The 17,994-nt window shown below is 68.2% G+C and carries 14 protein-coding genes; 10 read left to right on the top strand and 4 right to left on the bottom strand.

Going from position 1 to position 17,994, the window contains the following annotated elements:
- The first annotated feature begins 4 nt into the window (after positions 1-4).
- The 9 genes from carA to AC1DR1_RS19075 all read left to right on the top strand — a co-directional run bounded on the left by carA (position 5) and on the right by AC1DR1_RS19075 (position 11,862).
- A complete protein-coding gene (gene carA / locus AC1DR1_RS19035; protein ID WP_476993089.1) occupies positions 5-1,237 on the top strand; it encodes a glutamine-hydrolyzing carbamoyl-phosphate synthase small subunit in 1,233 nt (410 codons plus the stop codon).
- Positions 1,237-4,536 carry a carbamoyl-phosphate synthase large subunit gene (carB, locus tag AC1DR1_RS19040; protein WP_090581086.1) on the top strand — a complete coding sequence of 1,100 codons (3,300 nt, stop codon included), beginning with the start codon at positions 1,237-1,239 and terminating at the stop codon, positions 4,534-4,536. The genes carA and carB overlap by 1 nt, the downstream gene beginning before the upstream one ends.
- Positions 4,529-5,395, top strand: coding sequence for an orotidine-5'-phosphate decarboxylase (pyrF, locus tag AC1DR1_RS19045; RefSeq protein ID WP_229994569.1), 867 nt, complete (start codon positions 4,529-4,531; stop codon positions 5,393-5,395). The genes carB and pyrF overlap by 8 nt, the downstream gene beginning before the upstream one ends.
- Positions 5,396-5,607: 212 nt before the next feature.
- A complete protein-coding gene (gene mihF, locus AC1DR1_RS19050) occupies positions 5,608-5,925 on the top strand; it encodes an integration host factor, actinobacterial type (protein WP_229994568.1) in 318 nt (105 codons plus the stop codon).
- A gap of 39 nt (positions 5,926-5,964) precedes the next feature.
- Positions 5,965-6,537 (top strand): guanylate kinase, encoded by a 573-nt coding sequence (gmk, locus tag AC1DR1_RS19055; RefSeq protein ID WP_229994567.1) that lies wholly within the window; start codon positions 5,965-5,967, stop codon positions 6,535-6,537.
- A 39-nt stretch (positions 6,538-6,576) separates the two neighbouring features.
- Positions 6,577-6,837 carry a DNA-directed RNA polymerase subunit omega gene (rpoZ, locus tag AC1DR1_RS19060; RefSeq protein ID WP_229994566.1) on the top strand — a complete coding sequence of 87 codons (261 nt, stop codon included), beginning with the start codon at positions 6,577-6,579 and terminating at the stop codon, positions 6,835-6,837.
- Between the two features lie 52 nt (positions 6,838-6,889).
- Entirely contained in the window at positions 6,890-8,206 is a 1,317-nt protein-coding gene (locus AC1DR1_RS19065; protein ID WP_476966320.1) for a bifunctional phosphopantothenoylcysteine decarboxylase/phosphopantothenate synthase, read from the top strand.
- 77 nt (positions 8,207-8,283) lie between these two features.
- Positions 8,284-9,519, top strand: a complete 1,236-nt coding sequence (gene metK, locus AC1DR1_RS19070; protein WP_229994564.1) for a methionine adenosyltransferase — start codon at positions 8,284-8,286, stop codon at positions 9,517-9,519.
- Positions 9,520-9,687: 168 nt separating this feature from the next.
- Positions 9,688-11,862, top strand: a complete 2,175-nt coding sequence (locus AC1DR1_RS19075) for a primosomal protein N' (RefSeq protein ID WP_229994563.1) — start codon at positions 9,688-9,690, stop codon at positions 11,860-11,862.
- 290 nt (positions 11,863-12,152) lie between these two features.
- Here the strand turns inward: AC1DR1_RS19075 and AC1DR1_RS19080 are convergent, their stop codons facing one another.
- The 4 genes from AC1DR1_RS19080 to AC1DR1_RS19095 form a co-directional block, all read right to left on the bottom strand.
- Positions 12,153-13,244 (bottom strand): glycosyltransferase family 4 protein, encoded by a 1,092-nt coding sequence (locus tag AC1DR1_RS19080; protein WP_476966318.1) that lies wholly within the window; start codon positions 13,242-13,244, stop codon positions 12,153-12,155.
- Positions 13,241-14,167, bottom strand: coding sequence for an alpha/beta fold hydrolase (locus tag AC1DR1_RS19085; RefSeq protein WP_229995424.1), 927 nt, complete (start codon positions 14,165-14,167; stop codon positions 13,241-13,243). The genes AC1DR1_RS19080 and AC1DR1_RS19085 overlap by 4 nt, the downstream gene beginning before the upstream one ends.
- 11 nt (positions 14,168-14,178) lie before the next feature.
- Positions 14,179-15,048 carry an aldo/keto reductase gene (locus AC1DR1_RS19090; RefSeq protein ID WP_290369397.1) on the bottom strand — a complete coding sequence of 290 codons (870 nt, stop codon included), beginning with the start codon at positions 15,046-15,048 and terminating at the stop codon, positions 14,179-14,181.
- A gap of 83 nt (positions 15,049-15,131) precedes the next feature.
- Positions 15,132-16,094, bottom strand: a complete 963-nt coding sequence (locus AC1DR1_RS19095) for a sugar-binding transcriptional regulator (RefSeq protein WP_476993087.1) — start codon at positions 16,092-16,094, stop codon at positions 15,132-15,134.
- A 123-nt stretch (positions 16,095-16,217) separates the two neighbouring features.
- Between AC1DR1_RS19095 and AC1DR1_RS19100 the strand changes: the two genes are divergently transcribed.
- Positions 16,218-17,994 (top strand): glycerol-3-phosphate dehydrogenase/oxidase (locus AC1DR1_RS19100; protein WP_476993088.1); only part of this gene is annotated, 1,777 nt, incomplete at its 3' end.

Raw genomic sequence — 17,994 nt, forward strand, 5'->3', positions numbered from 1 at the left:
CAAAGTGACAGCAAACCCCACTGCACCCGCTGCAGCAGCATCCACCCCCGCAGTCCTCGTACTCGAGGACGGCCGGTTTTTCCGCGGCACCAGCTACKGCGCCACCGGAACGGCGCTCGGCGAGGCGGTCTTCGCGACCGGCATGACCGGCTACCAGGAGACCATCACCGACCCCTCCTACGCGCGCCAGCTCGTGGTCCAGACCGCGCCGCACATTGGAAACACGGGCGTCAACACCGACGACGCCGAGTCCCGCCGCATCTGGGTGGCCGGCTACATCGTCCGCGACGCCGCGCGCCGGCCCTCCAACTGGCGTTCCGAACGTTCCCTGGATGACGAGCTCGTCGAGCAGGGGATCGTCGGCATCCAGGGCGTCGACACCCGCGCCATCACCCGCCACCTGCGCGAACACAAGACCATGCGCGCCGGCATCTTTTCCGGCGACGCCGCCCGCGCCACGGACAAGGAACTTCTCGACGCCGTCCTGGCCAGCGCGCCGATGGAAGGCTCACGCCTCGCCGAGGAAGTCAGCGTGGACGCCGCGTACACGGTGGAGCCCAAGGACTTCGGCTGGGACGGCGAGCCGCGGTTCAGCATTGCCGCCATCGACTTGGGCATCAAGCGCATGACCCCGGTCCGCTTCGCCGAGCGCGGTGTCCGGGTGCACGTGCTGCCCGCCACGGCAACCCTCGCCGACGTCCAGGCCGTCAACCCCGACGGCTTCTTCATGTCCAACGGCCCCGGCGACCCGGCCACCGCGGACAACCAGGTGGCGCTGCTGCGCTCCGTGCTCGATGAGAAGATCCCGTACTTCGGCATCTGCTTCGGCAACCAGATCCTGGGCCGCGCCCTCGGATTCGGCACCTACAAGCTGCGCTACGGCCACCGCGGCCTCAACCAGCCGGTGATGGACCGCCGCACCGGCAAGGTCGAAATCACCTCGCAGAACCACGGGTTCGCCGTCGACGCCCCGCTCAACGGCGCCACCCAGGCCCCCGAGGAACGCTTCGGCCGGGTCGAGGTCAGCCACGTGAGCCTCAACGACGACGTCGTCGAAGGCCTCGCCTGCCTCGACATCCCGGCCTTCTCCGTGCAGTACCACCCCGAAGCTGCCGCCGGCCCGCACGACGCCGCCTACCTCTTCGACCGCTTCATCGAGCTGATGGCGGACGCTTCTTCAAAGACAGAGACAGGCACAAAAACTGCCACCGATTCCAAGACTGAGGACAAGAAGTAATGCCCAAGAGAACTGACCTCAAGAGCGTCATGGTCATCGGGTCCGGCCCGATCGTGATCGGCCAGGCGGCCGAATTCGATTACTCCGGCACCCAGGCACTGCGCGTCCTCAAGGAGGAAGGCCTGCGGGTCATCCTCGTCAACTCCAACCCGGCCACGATCATGACGGACCCCGAGTTCGCGGACGCCACTTACATCGAGCCGATCACCCCCGAAGTGGTGGAGAAGATCATCGCGAAGGAGCGCCCCGACGCGCTACTGCCGACCCTTGGCGGCCAGACGGCCCTCAACACGGCCATCGCCCTGGACAAGAACGGCGTCCTGGAGAAGTACAACGTTGAGCTGATCGGCGCCAACATTGCCGCGATCGAGCTCGGCGAGGACCGCGAGAAGTTCAAGGGCGTCGTGGAGCGCTGCGGCGCCGAGTCGGCCCGCAGCCACATCATCCACACCATGGACGAGGCACTCGCCGCAGCCGGGGACCTCGGCTACCCGATGGTCGTCCGGCCCTCCTTCACCATGGGCGGCCTCGGCTCCGGGCTGGCCTACGACGAGGGCGACCTGCGCCGGATCGTCGGCCAGGGCCTGCAGTACAGCCCCACGTCCGAGGTGCTGCTCGAGGAGAGCATCCTCGGGTGGAAGGAATACGAGCTCGAGATGATGCGGGACAAGAACGACAACGTCGTGGTGGTCTGCTCCATTGAGAACTTCGACCCGGTCGGCGTGCACACCGGCGACTCCATCACCGTCGCCCCCGCACTGACCCTGACCGACCGCGAATACCAGCGGCTGCGCGACATCTCGATCGCCGTCATCCGCGAGGTCGGCGTCGACACCGGCGGCTGCAACATCCAGTTCGCCGTCGAACCGGACACCGGCCGCGTCGTCGTGATCGAAATGAACCCGCGCGTCTCCCGCTCCTCCGCCCTCGCCTCCAAGGCCACCGGCTTCGCGATCGCCAAGATCGCCACCAAGCTGTCCCTCGGCTACACCCTGGACGAGATCCCGAACGACATCACCCAGAAGACCCCGGCGTCCTTCGAACCGACCCTGGACTACGTGGTGGTGAAGGTCCCGCGCTTCGCCTTCGAGAAGTTCCCGGCGGCGGACCCCACCCTGACCACCACCATGAAATCGGTGGGCGAGGCCATGGCCATGGGCCGGAACTTCACCGAGGCGCTGCAGAAGGCCCTGCGCTCCCTGGAGCAGAAGGGCTCCCAGCTGGACTTCAGCCACGTCCCGGAATGGGAAGTTGCTGAGCTGATCGAGAAGGCCAAGCGTCCCACCACCGACCGCCTGCACCAGGTCCAGCGCGCCCTGCTCGGCGGCGCCACCGTGGAACAGCTCTTCGAGGCCACCAAGATCGACCCCTGGTACCTGGACCAGCTCCAGCTGCTGAACGAGATCTCCCTCGAAATCCGGCAGGCCGCGGCACTGACTCCGGAGATGCTGACACGCGCCAAGCGCCACGGCTTCTCCGACGAGCAGATCGGTGCCCTGACCCACAACTCCGAGGACGTCGTCCGCGGCGTCCGGCAGGCCCTCGGCATCCGTCCCGTCTACAAGACCGTGGACACCTGCGCGGCCGAGTTCGCCGCCTACACCCCGTACCACTACTCCTCCTATGACGAGGAGGACGAGGTCGCGCTGCACGCCAAGCCGTCCATCATCATCCTCGGTTCCGGCCCCAACCGGATCGGCCAGGGCATCGAATTCGACTACTCCTGCGTCCACGCCTCGATGGCGCTGCGCAAGGCCGGCTACGAGACCGTCATGGTCAACTGCAACCCGGAAACTGTCTCCACGGACTACGACGTCTCCACCCGGCTCTACTTCGAGCCGCTCACCCTGGAGGACGTGCTCGAGGTCATCGCGGCCGAGGAGCGCACCGGCGGCGTCATGGGCGTCTTCGTCCAGCTCGGCGGCCAGACCCCGCTGAAACTGGCCCAGCAGCTCGCCGACGCCGGCGTGCCGATCCTCGGCACCTCGCCGGAGGCGATCGACCTCGCCGAACACCGCGGCGCCTTCTCCCGCGTACTTGACAAGGCCGGGCTCGTCTCGCCGAAGAACGGCACCGCAGTGTCCTTCGAGGACGCCAAGAAGATCGCCGACGAGATCGGCTACCCGGTCCTGGTCCGCCCGTCCTACGTCCTCGGCGGACGCGGCATGGAGATCGTCTACGACGAGCCCAACCTCTCCCGCTACATCGCCAACGCCACCGAAATCACCCCGGACCACCCGGTGCTGATCGACCGCTTCCTCGAGGACGCCGTCGAGATCGACGTCGACGCCCTCTACGACGGCACGGAGATGTACCTCGGCGGCATCATGGAACACATCGAGGAGGCCGGCATCCACTCCGGCGACTCGGCCTGCGTGCTGCCGCCCATTACCCTGGGCGGCAACGTGCTGGAACGGGTCCGGACTGCCACCCTGGCGATCGCCGAGGGCGTGGGCGTCCGCGGCCTGATCAACATCCAGTTCGCCCTGGCCTCCGACGTGCTCTACGTCCTCGAAGCCAACCCCCGCGCCTCACGCACCGTGCCGTTCGTCTCCAAGGCCACCGGTGTCCAGATGGCGAAGGCCGCGGCCCTGATCGGCACCGGCGTCACCATTAACCAGCTCCGCAGCGCCTACAAGATGCTGCCGGAGAGCGGCGACGGCTCCTCCCTGCCGCTGGACGCCCCGGTCTCGGTCAAGGAAGCCGTCCTGCCGTTCAGCCGCTTCCGCACCCCCGAGGGCAAGGTGGTCGACTCCCTGCTCGGCCCGGAAATGCGCTCCACGGGCGAGGTCATGGGCATCGACAAGCACTTCGACACGGCCTTCGCCAAGAGCCAGGCGGCCGCCAACAACGCGCTGCCCACCGAGGGCAAGATCTTCGTGTCGGTGGCGAACCGGGACAAGCGCTCGGTCATCATGGGCGTCAAGCGGCTCTCGGACCTCGGCTTCGAGATCGTCTCCACCGGCGGCACGGCCGACGTGCTGCGCCGCAACGGCATCCAGGCCACCCCGGTCCGGAAGGTCGCCGAGGGCTCCAGCGCCGAGGGCGAAGGCACCATCGCGGACCTCATCATCGCCGGCGAGATCGACATGGTCTTCAACACCCCCTCCGGCGGCGAGGCCCGCAGCGACGGCTACGAACTGCGTGCCGCCGCGACGTCGATCGGCATCCCGTGCATCACCACCGTGGCCGAGTTCAACGCCGCCGTCCAGGCGATCGAGGCGCTGCGCACCTACGAATGGTCCGTCACGAGCCTGCAGGAGCACGCCGCGAACCTGAAGGCCCTGCAGGATGCCTGAGGCCCCCACCGCCAAAACGGCAAGCCGGGAGTCCTTCGGCTCCCGGCTGGGGCGGGCCATGGCGGACCGGGGCCCGCTGTGCGTCGGCATCGACCCGCACCCGGCACTCCTGCAGCGCTGGGGCCTGACTGACGACGCCGCCGGGCTGGAACGCTTCTCGCTGACCGTCCTGGAGGCCGTGGCCTCCCTCGCTGCCGCGGTGAAGCCGCAGGTGGCCCTGTACGAGCGGCACGGTTCGGCTGGAATCGCCGTGCTCGAACGCACCCTTGCCGCGGCGGCGGAAGCGTCCGTGCTGAGCATTGCCGACGCCAAACGCGGCGACATCGGCTCCACCATGGCCGCCTACGCCGACGCCTGGCTGCGGGACGGCTCACCCCTGGCAGCGGACTCGGTCACGCTGAGCCCGTACCTGGGCTTTGAGTCACTGCGGCCCGCCCTGGACCTGGCGGCCGAGACCGGGCGCGGCGTGTTCGTCCTCGCGCTGACCTCGAACCCGGAAGGTGCCTCGGTCCAGCACGTCGGCGGGGCGGACTCCGTCGCGCGGCGGATCACGGAAGCGGCCGCGGCGGAGAACCGCCGCTATGACGGTTCCCTCGGTTCAGTGGGCCTCGTGGTCGGCGCCACGGTGGGCTCCGCCCTCACCACACTGGATCTCGACCTGGCGGCGGTCCGCGGGCCCATCCTTGCCCCGGGGCTGGGTGCGCAGGGCGCCACGGCCGCGGACCTGCGCCGTACCTTCGGTGCGGCCTACCCCCAGGTTCTGGGCACCTCGAGCCGGGACATCCTCGGCGCCGGACCGCAGCTGCAGTCCCTCCGCGATGCCGCACGGCGCACCCTCGACGAACTCCTCGCCGCCTAGCGGCAGCCGCCCAGCCGGCCCGGGACCGGCGCTGCCGGACCCGGGCCGCGGGCTGTCCCGTTCGGGGACTGAGTTTTCCCGTTCTGAGTTTTCCCGTCCTGAGTTTTCCCGTACCGGGGCAAGCAGATTTCCATTGATTTCTGCCGCCGCCAGACTGTAGGTTCGGGGCAAGGGCATGAGTGCCCCGTCCCGCCATGCAGGGAGGACTTCCAGTGAGTTTGAGACCCCTCACTCCGCAGGAGCGTTCCGACGCCCTCCGCAAGGCCGCTGCCGCAAGGGCCACCAGGGCCGAGGCAAAGGAGCGCCTCAAAACGGGAGAACTAAGCATCGCCAACGTCATCAGCGCCGCCGAAACCGACGACGCCATTGCCCGCATGAGAATCGTGGAGCTGCTCGAAGCCCTGCCCGGGATCGGCCGGGTCCGGGCGGCGGCCATCATGGACCAGCTTGGCATCGCGCAATCCCGGCGGGTCCGCGGCCTGGGAATCCACCAGCGCCGCGCGCTGGTAGATTTTATTGACGACAAATAGCCCGGTCCGCCGAGCTGCCACCACCGCCCAAAGGAATATGTGACCAAGAAACCGGGACTGACAGTCCTCGCCGGCCCGACGGCTGTTGGCAAAGGCACCGTGTCCACCTATATCCGCGATAACTATCCCGAGGTGTGGCTGTCCGTTTCGGCTACCACCCGGGCTCCGCGGCCCGGGGAAATCGACGGAGTGCACTACTACTTCAAGTCGAAGGAAGAGTTCGAGTCCCTGGTGGCTGCAGGCGAATTGCTCGAATGGGCCGTGGTGCATGGGCAGAACACCTATGGCACCCTGAAGAGCACGGTCAACCAGGCCATCGCCGAGGGTCGGCCGGTGCTGCTGGAAATCGATCTGCAGGGAGCACGCCAAGTACGGCAGGCCGTTCCGGATGCGCAGTTCGTGTTCCTTGCGCCGCCCAGCTGGGACGAATTGGTGCGCCGGCTTGTGGGCCGCGGCACGGAAAGTGCCGAGGAACAGCAGCGGCGGCTGGAAACCGGTAAAGTAGAGCTTGCTGCTGAACCGGAGTTCGACCACACCGTTATTAATGACGACGTTCGCCGGGCAGCGGACGAGCTTGTTTCACTCATGGGGCTGACCCCCCACCCGCGCTAGCCGCGGGAAGCCATCAGCCCGTTAGAATTTGGAGAATTCGTGTCCACGAACCTTGAAGGAATCATCAACCCGCCGATCGACGAGCTGCTGAAGGCCGCCGACTCGAAGTACGGACTGGTGATTTTTGGTGCCAAGCGCGCACGCCAGATCAACGCGTACTACGCCCAGCTGCACGAGGGCCTGTTTGAGTACGTGGGTCCGCTGGTCGACACCAAGCTGAACGAGAAGTCCCTGTCGATCGCGCTGCGCGAGATCAACGAAGGCAAGCTCGTCTCCACGCCGATCGAAGCCACAGAGTAATTCCCTCCGCGGGAAGAGCCAAGTAAACAGACTGCCTGTTGACGGAGATCACGTGCGCATAGTCCTCGGAGTCGGGGGAGGGATTGCCGCCTACAAGGTGGCATCGCTCCTCCGGCTTTTTACTGAAGCCGGGCATGACGTCACGGTCATCCCCACCGAGGCGGCCACCCGCTTCGTCGGCGTCGCCACGTGGGAGGCCTTGTCCGGGCACCCGGTGAGCAACAGCGTGTTCGACGCCGTCCACACGGTCAACCATGTCCGGCTCGGCCACGACGCCGAACTGATCGTCGTGGCCCCCGCCACGGCCGATCTCCTGGCCCGCGCGGCCACCGGACAGGCCGATGACCTCCTCACCAACACCCTGCTGATGGCCGGCGACTGCCCGGTGCTCATGGCCCCGGCCATGCACACCGAAATGTGGCAGCACCCCGCCACCGAAGCCAACGTCGAAACCCTGCGCAGCCGCGGCGTCACCGTGCTGGAACCCGCGATTGGCCGCCTGACCGGCGCCGACTCCGGTCCCGGCCGGTTGCCCGAGCCCGAGGCGATCTTCACCGCCGCACTGGCTCTTGCCGGGGCATCTGTTGCTGCGGCAGGGGCACTGGCCGACCCTGCCGCGGAGCAGGACGTGAACGCGGTCCTGGCCGCAGGTCCGTCAGCGGCACAGCCGGTGGTGCCGCCGTTGGCCGGGCTCACTGTGACCATCAGCGCCGGCGGCACCCGGGAACCGCTGGACCCCGTGCGGTTCCTCGGCAACCGCTCCTCGGGCAAGCAGGGCGTGGCTCTGGCCGCAGCCGCCCTCGAAGCCGGCGCCCGCGTCCGCCTGCTGGCCGCCCACATGGAGGTCCCGGCGCCCGCCGGCGTCGAGGTCGTCCAGGTCGAGACTGCCCTGGAACTGCGGAAGGCGGCGCTGCATGCGGCCGCCGACTCCGACGTCGTCATCATGGCCGCCGCCGTCGCGGACTTCCGCCCGGCGGACGTCTCCGGGACCAAGATCAAGAAGCGCGACGACGTCGCCGATCCGGTGATCAACCTGGTGCGCAACCCCGACATCCTGCGGGAAATCGTCGAGGTCCGCGACGCCGCGTCCCGGGATCAGCTGATCGTCGGCTTTGCCGCCGAGACCGGCGACGCCGGGGGCGACGTCCTCGAGTATGCCCGGGACAAGCTGCGCCGGAAGGCCTGTGACCTGCTGGTCGTCAACCAGGTGGGCCGGGACATGGTCTTTGGCGAAGACACGAACTCCGTAGTCATCCTTTCCCGCGACGGCTCCGAACCCCAAGAGGCGTCGGGTTCCAAATCCGACGTCGCCGCCGCCGTGATCGACCGGATCAGCGCCGAGCTGAGCCGGGCTGTACCGCCGGCGTAGCCCGGCGTAACCAACATCTCCTTAGCATGGGGACACACGCCGCCGGACGTCCGATTTCCAACCAGTAAGGTAGTTGAGTGACTTTACCGCTGCACATCCCCGCCTTCCACGGGTCCACGCCCGCCGCGCTCCGGCTCTTCACGTCCGAGTCGGTGACGGAGGGCCACCCCGACAAGATCTGTGATCAGATCAGCGATGCGATCCTTGACGCCCTGCTCGACAAAGACCCCGAGTCCCGGGTTGCCGTGGAGACGCTGGCCACCACCGGGCTGGTCCACGTCGCCGGCGAGGTCACCACGGACGCCTACGTCGAGATCCCGCAGATTGTCCGGGAGACCATCCTGGGCATCGGGTACGATTCTTCGGCCAACGGCTTCGACGGCGCCCGGTGCGGCGTCTCGGTATCCATCGGCCAGCAGTCCAACGACATCGCCGGCGGCGTGTTCAACTCGCTCGAAGCCCGCGAGGGACGCCAGGAGGACGACTACGACCTCCAGGGCGCCGGCGACCAGGGACTCATGTTCGGCTACGCCAGTGACGAGACGCCGTCCTACATGCCCGTGCCGATCTGGCTCGCCCACCGGCTCTCCGAGCGCCTGACCGAGGTCCGCAAGAACGGCGAACTCGCCTACCTGCGCCCGGACGGCAAGACCCAGGTCACGGTGGGCTACGACGTCGACCGTCCGGTCTCGGTCGAGACTGTCGTCATCTCCAGCCAGCACGCCGAAGGCACCAGCCTGGACCGGCTCCGGGCCGACCTCGCCGAGCATGTGGTGGGACCGGTCATGGCGCTGTCCAACCTGGACACCTCACGGACCCGCAACATCCTGAATCCCGCGGGCGCCTTTGTCATTGGCGGCCCCGTGGGCGACGCCGGCCTCACCGGCCGCAAGATCATCGTCGACACCTACGGCGGCATGGCCCGCCACGGTGGCGGCGCGTTCTCCGGCAAGGACCCGTCGAAGGTGGACCGCTCGGCCGCCTATGCCATGCGCTGGGTCGCCAAGAACGTGGTGGCCGCCGGCCTCGCCAAGCGCGCCGAAATCCAGATCGCCTACGCGATCGGACAGGCCCGCCCGGTGGGAACCTACGTTGAGACGTTCGGAACCGAAACCGTGGACCCGGCACGGATCAGCGCCGCGATCGCCGAGATCTTCGACCTGCGCCCCCGGGCCATCATCGACGCCCTCGACCTCAAGCGCCCGATCTACACCAAGACCGCCGCCCACGGGCACTTCGGCCGCGAAGACCCGGACTTCACCTGGGAACGCCTGGACCGGGTGGACGAGCTGAAGGCGTTCTTCAACGCCTGAGTTTAGGCCACGACGTTTGAGCCCGACTCGTCGGCGCGTTTTTGTCAGTCCTGTGTGATGCACTGTAGCCAGGCCACTCTCCAGTGGCCTGGCTACAGTGCATTTGGGAAAACAGTGCATTTGGGAAAACAGTGCATTTGTCGAACGATCCCGAGGGAGGTGCGAGCCGTGAGTCCCAGTCCTGCCGGCGGCGCGCCCGGCGAACCCCAGCAGCTGTCCCTTCTCCAGGGCTTTCCCGCCTCCGCCGCGGAAGCCTCCGGACCCGCCCTTGCTGCGCAGCTGCCGGTGGCGCGGGTGCTGATCGAATCCTCGCTGCCACACCTGGACCGGCCCTTCGATTACAGCGTGCCTGCCGCCCTCGACGCCGAGGCCGTGCCCGGCGTCCGGGTCAAGGTCAAGTTCAACGGGCAGGAGCTGGCCGGATACCTGCTGGAGCGCACGGCCGGGTCCGACGCCGGACACCCCCTCGTGCCGCTGCACAAAGTGCTCTCTCCCGTCCCAGTCCTGACCCCTGCGGTGGCCGAGCTCGCCGGCCGGATCGCCTCGCGTTACGCCGGAACGGTCAGCGACGTCCTGCGCGTTGCCGTGCCGCCCCGCATGGCCAAACTCGAAAGGGAATTCGCCCCGGACGGCCGGCTCGACCCCGCGCTTTTCGGTACTGAGATGTTCGGTCTTGCGACCGACGTGTCGCTTCCGTCCCCGGCCGCTGGCAGCGTCTGGGCCACGTACCGCAACGGTCCGGCGTTCCTCGCCCACCTCGCCGCGGGGGAGTCGCCCCGGGCCGTGCTGACCGCCCTCCAGGGGTACGGGCACGGCGGCTGGCCGCGGATGATCGCGGAAGCGGTGGCCGCGGTCCGGATCTCCGGCCGCGGCGCCGTCGTTGTGGTGCCCGACTACCGGGACCTCGACCGCGTGGAGTCTGCCTTGCTGGAACTCCTCCCTGCCGGCGACGTCGCCCGGCTCACCGCGGACGACGGCCAGACGCCGCGCTACCGCAGTTTCCTGCGCGTCCTCAGCGGCGCGGCCGGGGTCGCCGTGGGCACACGGTCCGCGGCCTACGCGCCGGTGCCGAACCTCGGGCTCGTGGTCTGCTGGGACGACGGCGACGACCTCCACATCGAGCAGCGCTCCCCGTACGCGCACTCCCGCGAAGTCCTCCTGCTCCGCGCGGGCCAGGAGGGGGCCGCGTGCCTGCTCGCGGCCCATTCACGCAGCACCGAAACGGAGCGGCTGGTCGCCTCCGGCTGGGCCCAGGCCGTGGAAGCGGAGCGGACCGTCCTCCGCCGGACGGTCCCGCGCGTCCTGAACACGGCCGACAGCTATGAACTCGAACATGACCCGCTTGCCCGCGTCGCCCGCCTCCCCGCGGCGGCCTGGCGGGCCGCCAAGGAGGGCCTGGAACGCGGTCCGGTCCTGGTCCAGGTGGCCCGCGCCGGCTACGCTCCCTCGCTGGTGTGCGAAACCTGCCGGGAACCGGCGCGCTGCACCGCCTGCAGCGGGCCCCTGGCGATTGCCGGCCCGGGCGGGAGCAGCGCCGTGCCGCAATGCCGCTGGTGCTCGTCCCCGGCCCCGGCATGGCGGTGCGGCACGTGCAACGGTGCCAGGCTCCGGCGTGGCGCCACGGGAGCCCTGCGCACGGCGGAGGAGCTGGGCCGGGCGTTTCCGGGAAAACCGGTCATCACCTCCTCCGGAGACCAGATCAAGGCCACCGTTCCGGAGACGAAAGCCCTCGTGGTTGCCACCGTCGGTGCCGAGCCGGTCGCCACCGGCGGGTACGCCGCGGCCCTGCTGCTCGACGGCGACTCGCTGCTGCGCCGGGAAAACCTGAGGGCGGGGGAGGACGCAGTCCGCCGCTGGTTCAACGCGGCGGCCCTGGTGCGGCCGGCACCCGACGGCGGCCTGGTGGTCATTACCGCCGACGACGCCGCCGGGGTTGGTGCCCTGCTGCGGTGGGATCCGGCCGGGTACGCCAGCCGGGAACTGGCACTGCGGCAGGAGCTGCAGCTGCCGCCCGCCGTGCGGGTAGCCTCCGTCACCGGCGGCAGGACCGCCGTCGGACATTTCACGGAGGCCATCCAGCAGCGGCTGGCGGCGCAGGGAACCGTCCTCCGGACGGCCGGGCCCGCGCCCCTCATCCTGCCGGCGGCCGCGGGGGCCGGCCGCACGCCGCCGCGGGATTCTGCGGCGCGGGATTCCGGCGAGGAGGTCCGGACCCTGCTGTTCATCCCCTACGCCCAGGCCGCGGACGCCACGGCGGTCATGCGGGCCGTCAAGGCATCAGCCGCAGCCAAGCGCAGCGACGACCCGGTGCAGCTGCGCCTGGACGGCGTGGACGTCCTCTAAAATTCCGCTGCGTCCTTGCGTCCTTGCGTCCTTGCGTCCTTGCGTTCCTGCGTTCCTGCGACCTCCTTGATGCCGAGGACACGGAAGCTGGGTCTGCATCATAAGAACACTCGCCATTTTCGGCGTGTCGCCAACGGCCATTCGCCACAGCTGGCCGGAATGGCGGCTCCCATTGCGGCCCTCTGCGGCAAATGGGTGCTCCTCGACGCGCTGCCCCCGGCGTCATCCCGGCCTCGATGCGGGTGCGGCGCGGAGTGGCCCTCCGCGCCGGCGACTGACAGCCGTCCCGGCTATTTCCGGTTGCGAGGGCGGCCCCGGAGCGCGACGGCCTCTTCGGCGACGGCCACGAGCCGCCGTGCCGACTCGTCCCAGCTGAAGTCGCCGGCCCGCTCCACTGAGCGGCTTGAACGGGCCTTCCACAGTGCGGGGTCTTCGAGCTCGCGCACTGCCTCGGCAAACTCCGACGGCGAGTCGGGATGCACGTAGCTGACGGCGTCGTCGCCGACTTCCCGGAAGATCGGGATGTCGCTGGCGATCACAGGCGTGCCGTGCGACATGGCCTCGACGAGCGGCAGGCCATAGCCCTCGGCCCGGGACAGGCTGATCAGGGCGGTGGTGCGCGCCAGGAGGGCCTCGTACTCGGCGTCGGTCACGCCGTTGTGGAAGACGATGTTTGCGCCCTGCGGGGCCAGCGCCTCGAGCTCGGCCCGCCGCTCCGGGGTGATGCGGCTGAGCAGGTGGAGGGTCATGTCCGGGAGTTCCGCCATGCCGCGGACCATGGTTTCCACGTTCTTGTAGGGCATGAACGAACCCATGTAGAGCAGCGTCTTGTCGGCCCCCGCCCCGGGGTCGCGCGGTGTGTGGCCGTGCTGGGGGGCGTTGCCGACAATCCTGACGGGACGCCGGGTGAGCCGGTACTTCGATATCAGGGCCGCCGTGGTGGAGCTGATGGTTGCCACGATGTCCGCCCTGTTCAGCAGGACCCGCTGGGGCCAGAAGGCCTTGTGGTAGAGGCGCCACAGGATCCGGACGGGGGCTGGCAGGAACCCGGGTGGGGCGGGGTGCTCGTAGTAGATGAGGTCGTGCAGGGTCAGCACCAGGGCGTACTTCCGGCCCCAGCTGCCCATGGTCTGCATGGGGCACACCACCACGTCCGCGCCGAGCTTGTTGACCCTTGCGGCCACGAAGAGCTCGGCCGGGGACAGCGGGCTGTTGATCACGGTGTACGGGACATCGGGCAGGAGCGCGAGCTGGCGGGGGTCGCTGATCAGCATCGAGACGTCGGCGATCTTGGCGGCCGCCGCGATCAGGCTGGCGCCGTAGCGGCTGATGCCGTCGTGCTGGTCCAGCCGGGTGAAGCGGGCATCAATGAGAATCTTCATGCGGCGTGGTCCTTTAGGAAGCGTCGGATGTAGCGGGCTGCCGGTTCAGGGGTTTCGTAGTGGATCAGGTGCCCGACGCCGGGAATGACTTCCAGCTTCCCGTCCGGAAGCCGCGCCGCGAGTTTGTGCTGGTCCGCCAGCATGGCGATCTCGTCCTTCTCTCCCGCGATCAGCAGCACGGGCAACGTCAGTTCGCTGGCCACCTCACTGACGTTGCTGCCGACCGAGGCCTTGAAGGCCTCAAGCAGGCTGTCGCGGTCCGCGAACGAAGAGAAGTAGGCGCTGTGCTGGGCGTGCACGAACCGGCGGATGTCCTTGTCCCCGGTCTTGGCCATGGTCACGCTCATCACCCGCACGATCGCCTGGCTGCGCAGCAGGGCCAGTCCGGGCCGCTGGGGAAGGCGCGCCGCAGCCTCGTAGTACAGCACGGCAAGCTTCGTCATCAGGCCCTTGGGCCCTTCAAGGGCGGGCGCCGCGATGGGATTGACCAGGATCAGTTCGGCCACGGCGCCGGGATTGGCTGCCACGAAGTGGCTGGCGATGATCGACCCGAATGAATGTCCCAGCAGGACCGTATCCGCGCCCAGGCCCAGCGCGGCCATGAAATCGCCGAGGAAACTGCCGTAGGCACGAACGCTGTGCCCGGTCCCCTCGAAGGCTGCCGAGCTGCCGAAGCCCGGMAGGTCCGGCATGATCAGGCGCATGTCCGTCAGCTGGTCCGCTACCCGGAGCAGGCCGTGGTGGTCGCCGCGGAAACCGTGTACCACCAGGATGGTGCGGGTCTCCGGGGTGACGCGGACGGGTTCGTACACCCAGTACGCGATCCGGGCGCCGTCAACCTCGACGGACGCGGCACGGGTGCGGGCGTCAAGTCCGCCGCTGAACAGGGGCGTGCGTGAGGACCCGGTATCCACTTGTTCCATTGGTTCGAATCCTATGCGACGTTGTCGGGGTGGGAGCCGGTCCGGAATCCGCGTTCGAGGCCGCCGATCTCCGACATGTCCAGCGGGGTGAGCTCAAAGTCGAAAACCTCAAAGTTTTCGCGGATCCGCCCGGACGAGCTGGCCTTGGGGATGGCGATGTTGCCAAGTTGCAGGTGCCAGCGGAGGATGATCTGCGCCGGGGTGCGGTCGTGTTCGGCGGCGAGGGCCAGGATCACGGGGTCCTTCAGCACCTGGCCGCGGCCCAGGGGGCTCCACGCCTCAGTACGGATGCCGAGGACCTCGTGCTGTTCCCGCAGTTCGTCCTGCTGCAGCCAGGGATGAAGCTCGATCTGGTTCACGGCGGGTACCACCTCCGCTGTCTGCAGGAGCCGGTCCAGGTGCTGCGGCTGGAAGTTGCAGACGCCGATCGCCCGGACCTTGCCCTCGCGGTACAGCGTCTCCAGGGCCCGGTATGTTTCCGGGAACAGGCCACGGCGCGCGCACGGCCAATGGATCAGGTAGAGGTCGATGTATTCCAGGCCGAGGTTGGAGATGGAGGTGTCGAACGCCCGCATCGTGGCGTCGTAGCCGTGGTCGTCGTTCCAGACCTTCGTGGTGACGAAGAGGTCCTGGCGGGAAACGTAGGGGGCGGTTTCCCCGGGGCCTCCGCCCGTGCCCTCAAATCCGGACAGGGCACCGATTCCCTTGCCGACGCCGGTCTCGTTGCCGTACATGGCGGCGGTGTCGAAGTGCCGGTAGCCGGCCTCGACCGCCATGGTCACCAGGCTGGCGGCGTCGGCCGGGGGGACCTTGTACAGCCCGAATCCCAGCCGGTCGATCAATACGCCGTTGTTCAGGGTCAGCTGGGAGGAGAGTTTCATGACAATGACTTTACCTACTGGCGCTGGCGAGCGACGGACCGCGGGTGCCGGCGGCCGCATCGGTCGCCGCGCACCGCGGCCGCTCAGGACAGTCCGTCGAACCGGACGAGCCGGCGGGCGCTGGCCTCATCCAGGATCAGGTCGGTGGCCAGTCCTGCTGCCAGGGCGCCCCGGAGCCCGTTGATTTTGGAGGCTCCGGACACGACGCAGATGCGGCGCCGCACCTGGCGGAGCTGGGCCAGGTCCGGGCCGGTGGACCGCTTGTTGAGCGTGATGCCGTCCGAGGACCCGTCAGCGCGGAAGAAAACCGTGGCAACATCACCCACCACATCGGAGTTCGCGAGGACGCTCAAGTCGTCTTCATCGAGGTAGCCGCCGGCGTAGACGTGGCTGGGATAGTCGGCGTCGACCGATCCGACACCAAAGATCGCGATGCTCATCCGGGCCTGCAGCTCCAGGATCCGCTGAACACTGCGCTCATTCCACATGGCCGTTTTGGTCGCGGCGTGGTCGAAGAAGGCCGGCACGGGAAACTGTTCCACCCGTGCACCGTAGGCGCTGCCGAACCGTCGCATGATGTCGGAGGCGTAGGTGATGCCGGTGGTCTGCATGTTGCCGGCGCCGTTGAGCTGGACGATAACGCTGTCGTGGGTGATCTTGCGGGTCAGGTGCCGGCTCACGGCGCTCAGGGTGGAGCCCCACGCGACGCCGATGGTGGCGTTGGAGTCCACCAGCGGTCCGATCGTCCGGGCGGCCTGCATGGCCACCCGGTCCAGTGTTTCCGCCTCATTGAGGGTGTCCACCACCGGAACAACATGTACATCCACCTTGTATTCGGCGCGAATCATTCCCTCGAGTTCGGGCCCGGTGTCCAGCGGGCTGCGGATCTGGATCTGCACCAGACCCGAATCGCGTGCCGCCGCCAACAGCCGCGAAACCGTGGACCGGGACGTCCGGAGCTCGCGGGCAATGGCGTCCATGGTCAGGTCCTGGAGGTAATACAGCTGGGCCGCGCGGAGGGCGTCGGACTGGCGTGAATGCGTCATGAAATTTCCCGTCTGCACGTTTGTGCATAGTGCTTGACTCCATTTTCCATTAGTCCAAAGAATAGTGTTGAACGGCGCCGCGCCACGGGCGTGCCGCACAGAACCAAACCCAAGGGAGCAGTTTTGGGACAGAAGGACTCAGTCGGCACAGCGGCGAACGATCGCGCCTCGGTGCAGAAGCTGCGGACGCGGCGGCACGCGCAGGTTTTGATCATCGGCGGCGGCATCAACGGGGTGGGCACGTTCCGTGACCTGGCGCTGCAGGGCGTCGACGTGGCGCTCGTTGAGCGCGGCGATTACTGCCAGGGAGCCAGTGGCGCCTCCTCCCACATGATCCACGGCGGCATTCGGTACCTCGAAAACGGCGAGTTCCGCCTCGTCCAGGAGTCCGTGGTCGAACGCAACAGGCTCCTGCGGATCGCACCGCACTACGTCAAACCGCTGCAGACCACGATCCCGATCTTCAGCACCTTCTCCGGAGTCCTGGCCGCCCCGATGCGCTTCCTCACCCACAAGCAGGGCAAGCACACCGAGCGCGGAGCGTTCCTGATCAAGCTCGGCCTCAGCATGTACGACTTCTTCTCCCGCGACGGCGGCACGGTTCCGCGCCACCAGTTCCGCGGACGCAAGCGCGCCCTCGCCGAGCTGCCCCGCTTGCACCCCGGGATCAAATACGCGGCCACCTACTTTGACGCCTCGGTCCACAACCCCGAGCGCCTCACCCTGGATGTGCTCCAGGACGGCGAGAAGGCCGGCGGCGGCATGGCCCGGGCCAGCAACTACGTCTCGTTCCTCTCGCCGGGTAACGCGGGCGCCGCCACAAGCGGGACCGGCACCACCGGAACCGGAACCACAGTCCAGTTGCGCGACGAGCAGACCGGCGAAGTGTTCGATTTCACCGCCGACGTCATCGTGAACACCACCGGCGCCTGGGTCGACCTGACCAACGAGGCGATGGGGGCGGCGTCGTCGTTCATGGGCGGAACCAAAGGTTCGCACATCGTGCTGGACCATCCGGAGCTGCTCGCGGCGTGCAACGGCCGGGAAATCTTCTTCGAACACACCGACGGCCGGATCGTGCTGATCTATCCGATGGGGGACCGCGTCCTGGTCGGCACCACCGACGTCGACGCCGACATGGCCCAGGACGCCGTCTGCACCGAGGCGGAAATCGACTACTTCTTTGACCTGATCGGCCACGTGTTCCCGGGCATCCCCGTGGACCGGGAACAGATTGTCTACACGTTCTCCGGTGTGCGCCCGCTTCCGAGGCATGACGCCACCCAGCCCGGGTTCGTCAGCCGGGACTACCGGATCGAACGCCGTGCGGCGGCGGGCGGGGCCGTCCTCAGCCTCGTGGGCGGCAAGTGGACCACGTTCCGGGCCCTCGCCGAGCACCTGAGCAACGACGTCCTGGCCGAACTCGGCATGGAACGGAAGGTCTCGACGGCGAAGCTCGCCATCGGCGGCGGCGCCGGGTTCCCTGACAGCGAGGACGGCATCCAGCGCTGGATCAAGGCCCACATGTCGGCCGGCCGCGACGCCGCCCGCGTTACCGGGCTGCTGACCCGCTACGGGACCCGCGCCGAGGAAGTCATCCGTTTCCTGGATGCGGACCGGGCAGGTGCGCCGGACAGGCTGCTGCACTCAACACGCGAACTCAGCACGCGTGAATTGGAGTTCATGGCGGCGCACGAGCAGGTCGGACACCTCGTGGACGTCCTCATCCGCCGCACCTCGTTGGCCTTCCGGGGACTCGTGACCGGGGAACTGCTGAACGAAGTTGCCGATATACTTTCGGGCCCGCTCGGCTGGGACGCGGCTCGCCGGGCCAAGGAGATCAGCCACACGCAGGAGGTGCTTCAGCGGTTCCACCGCGTCCAGGTCCACAGCCTGGTCG

Source organism: Arthrobacter sp. P4_F10, assembly GCF_056401435.1.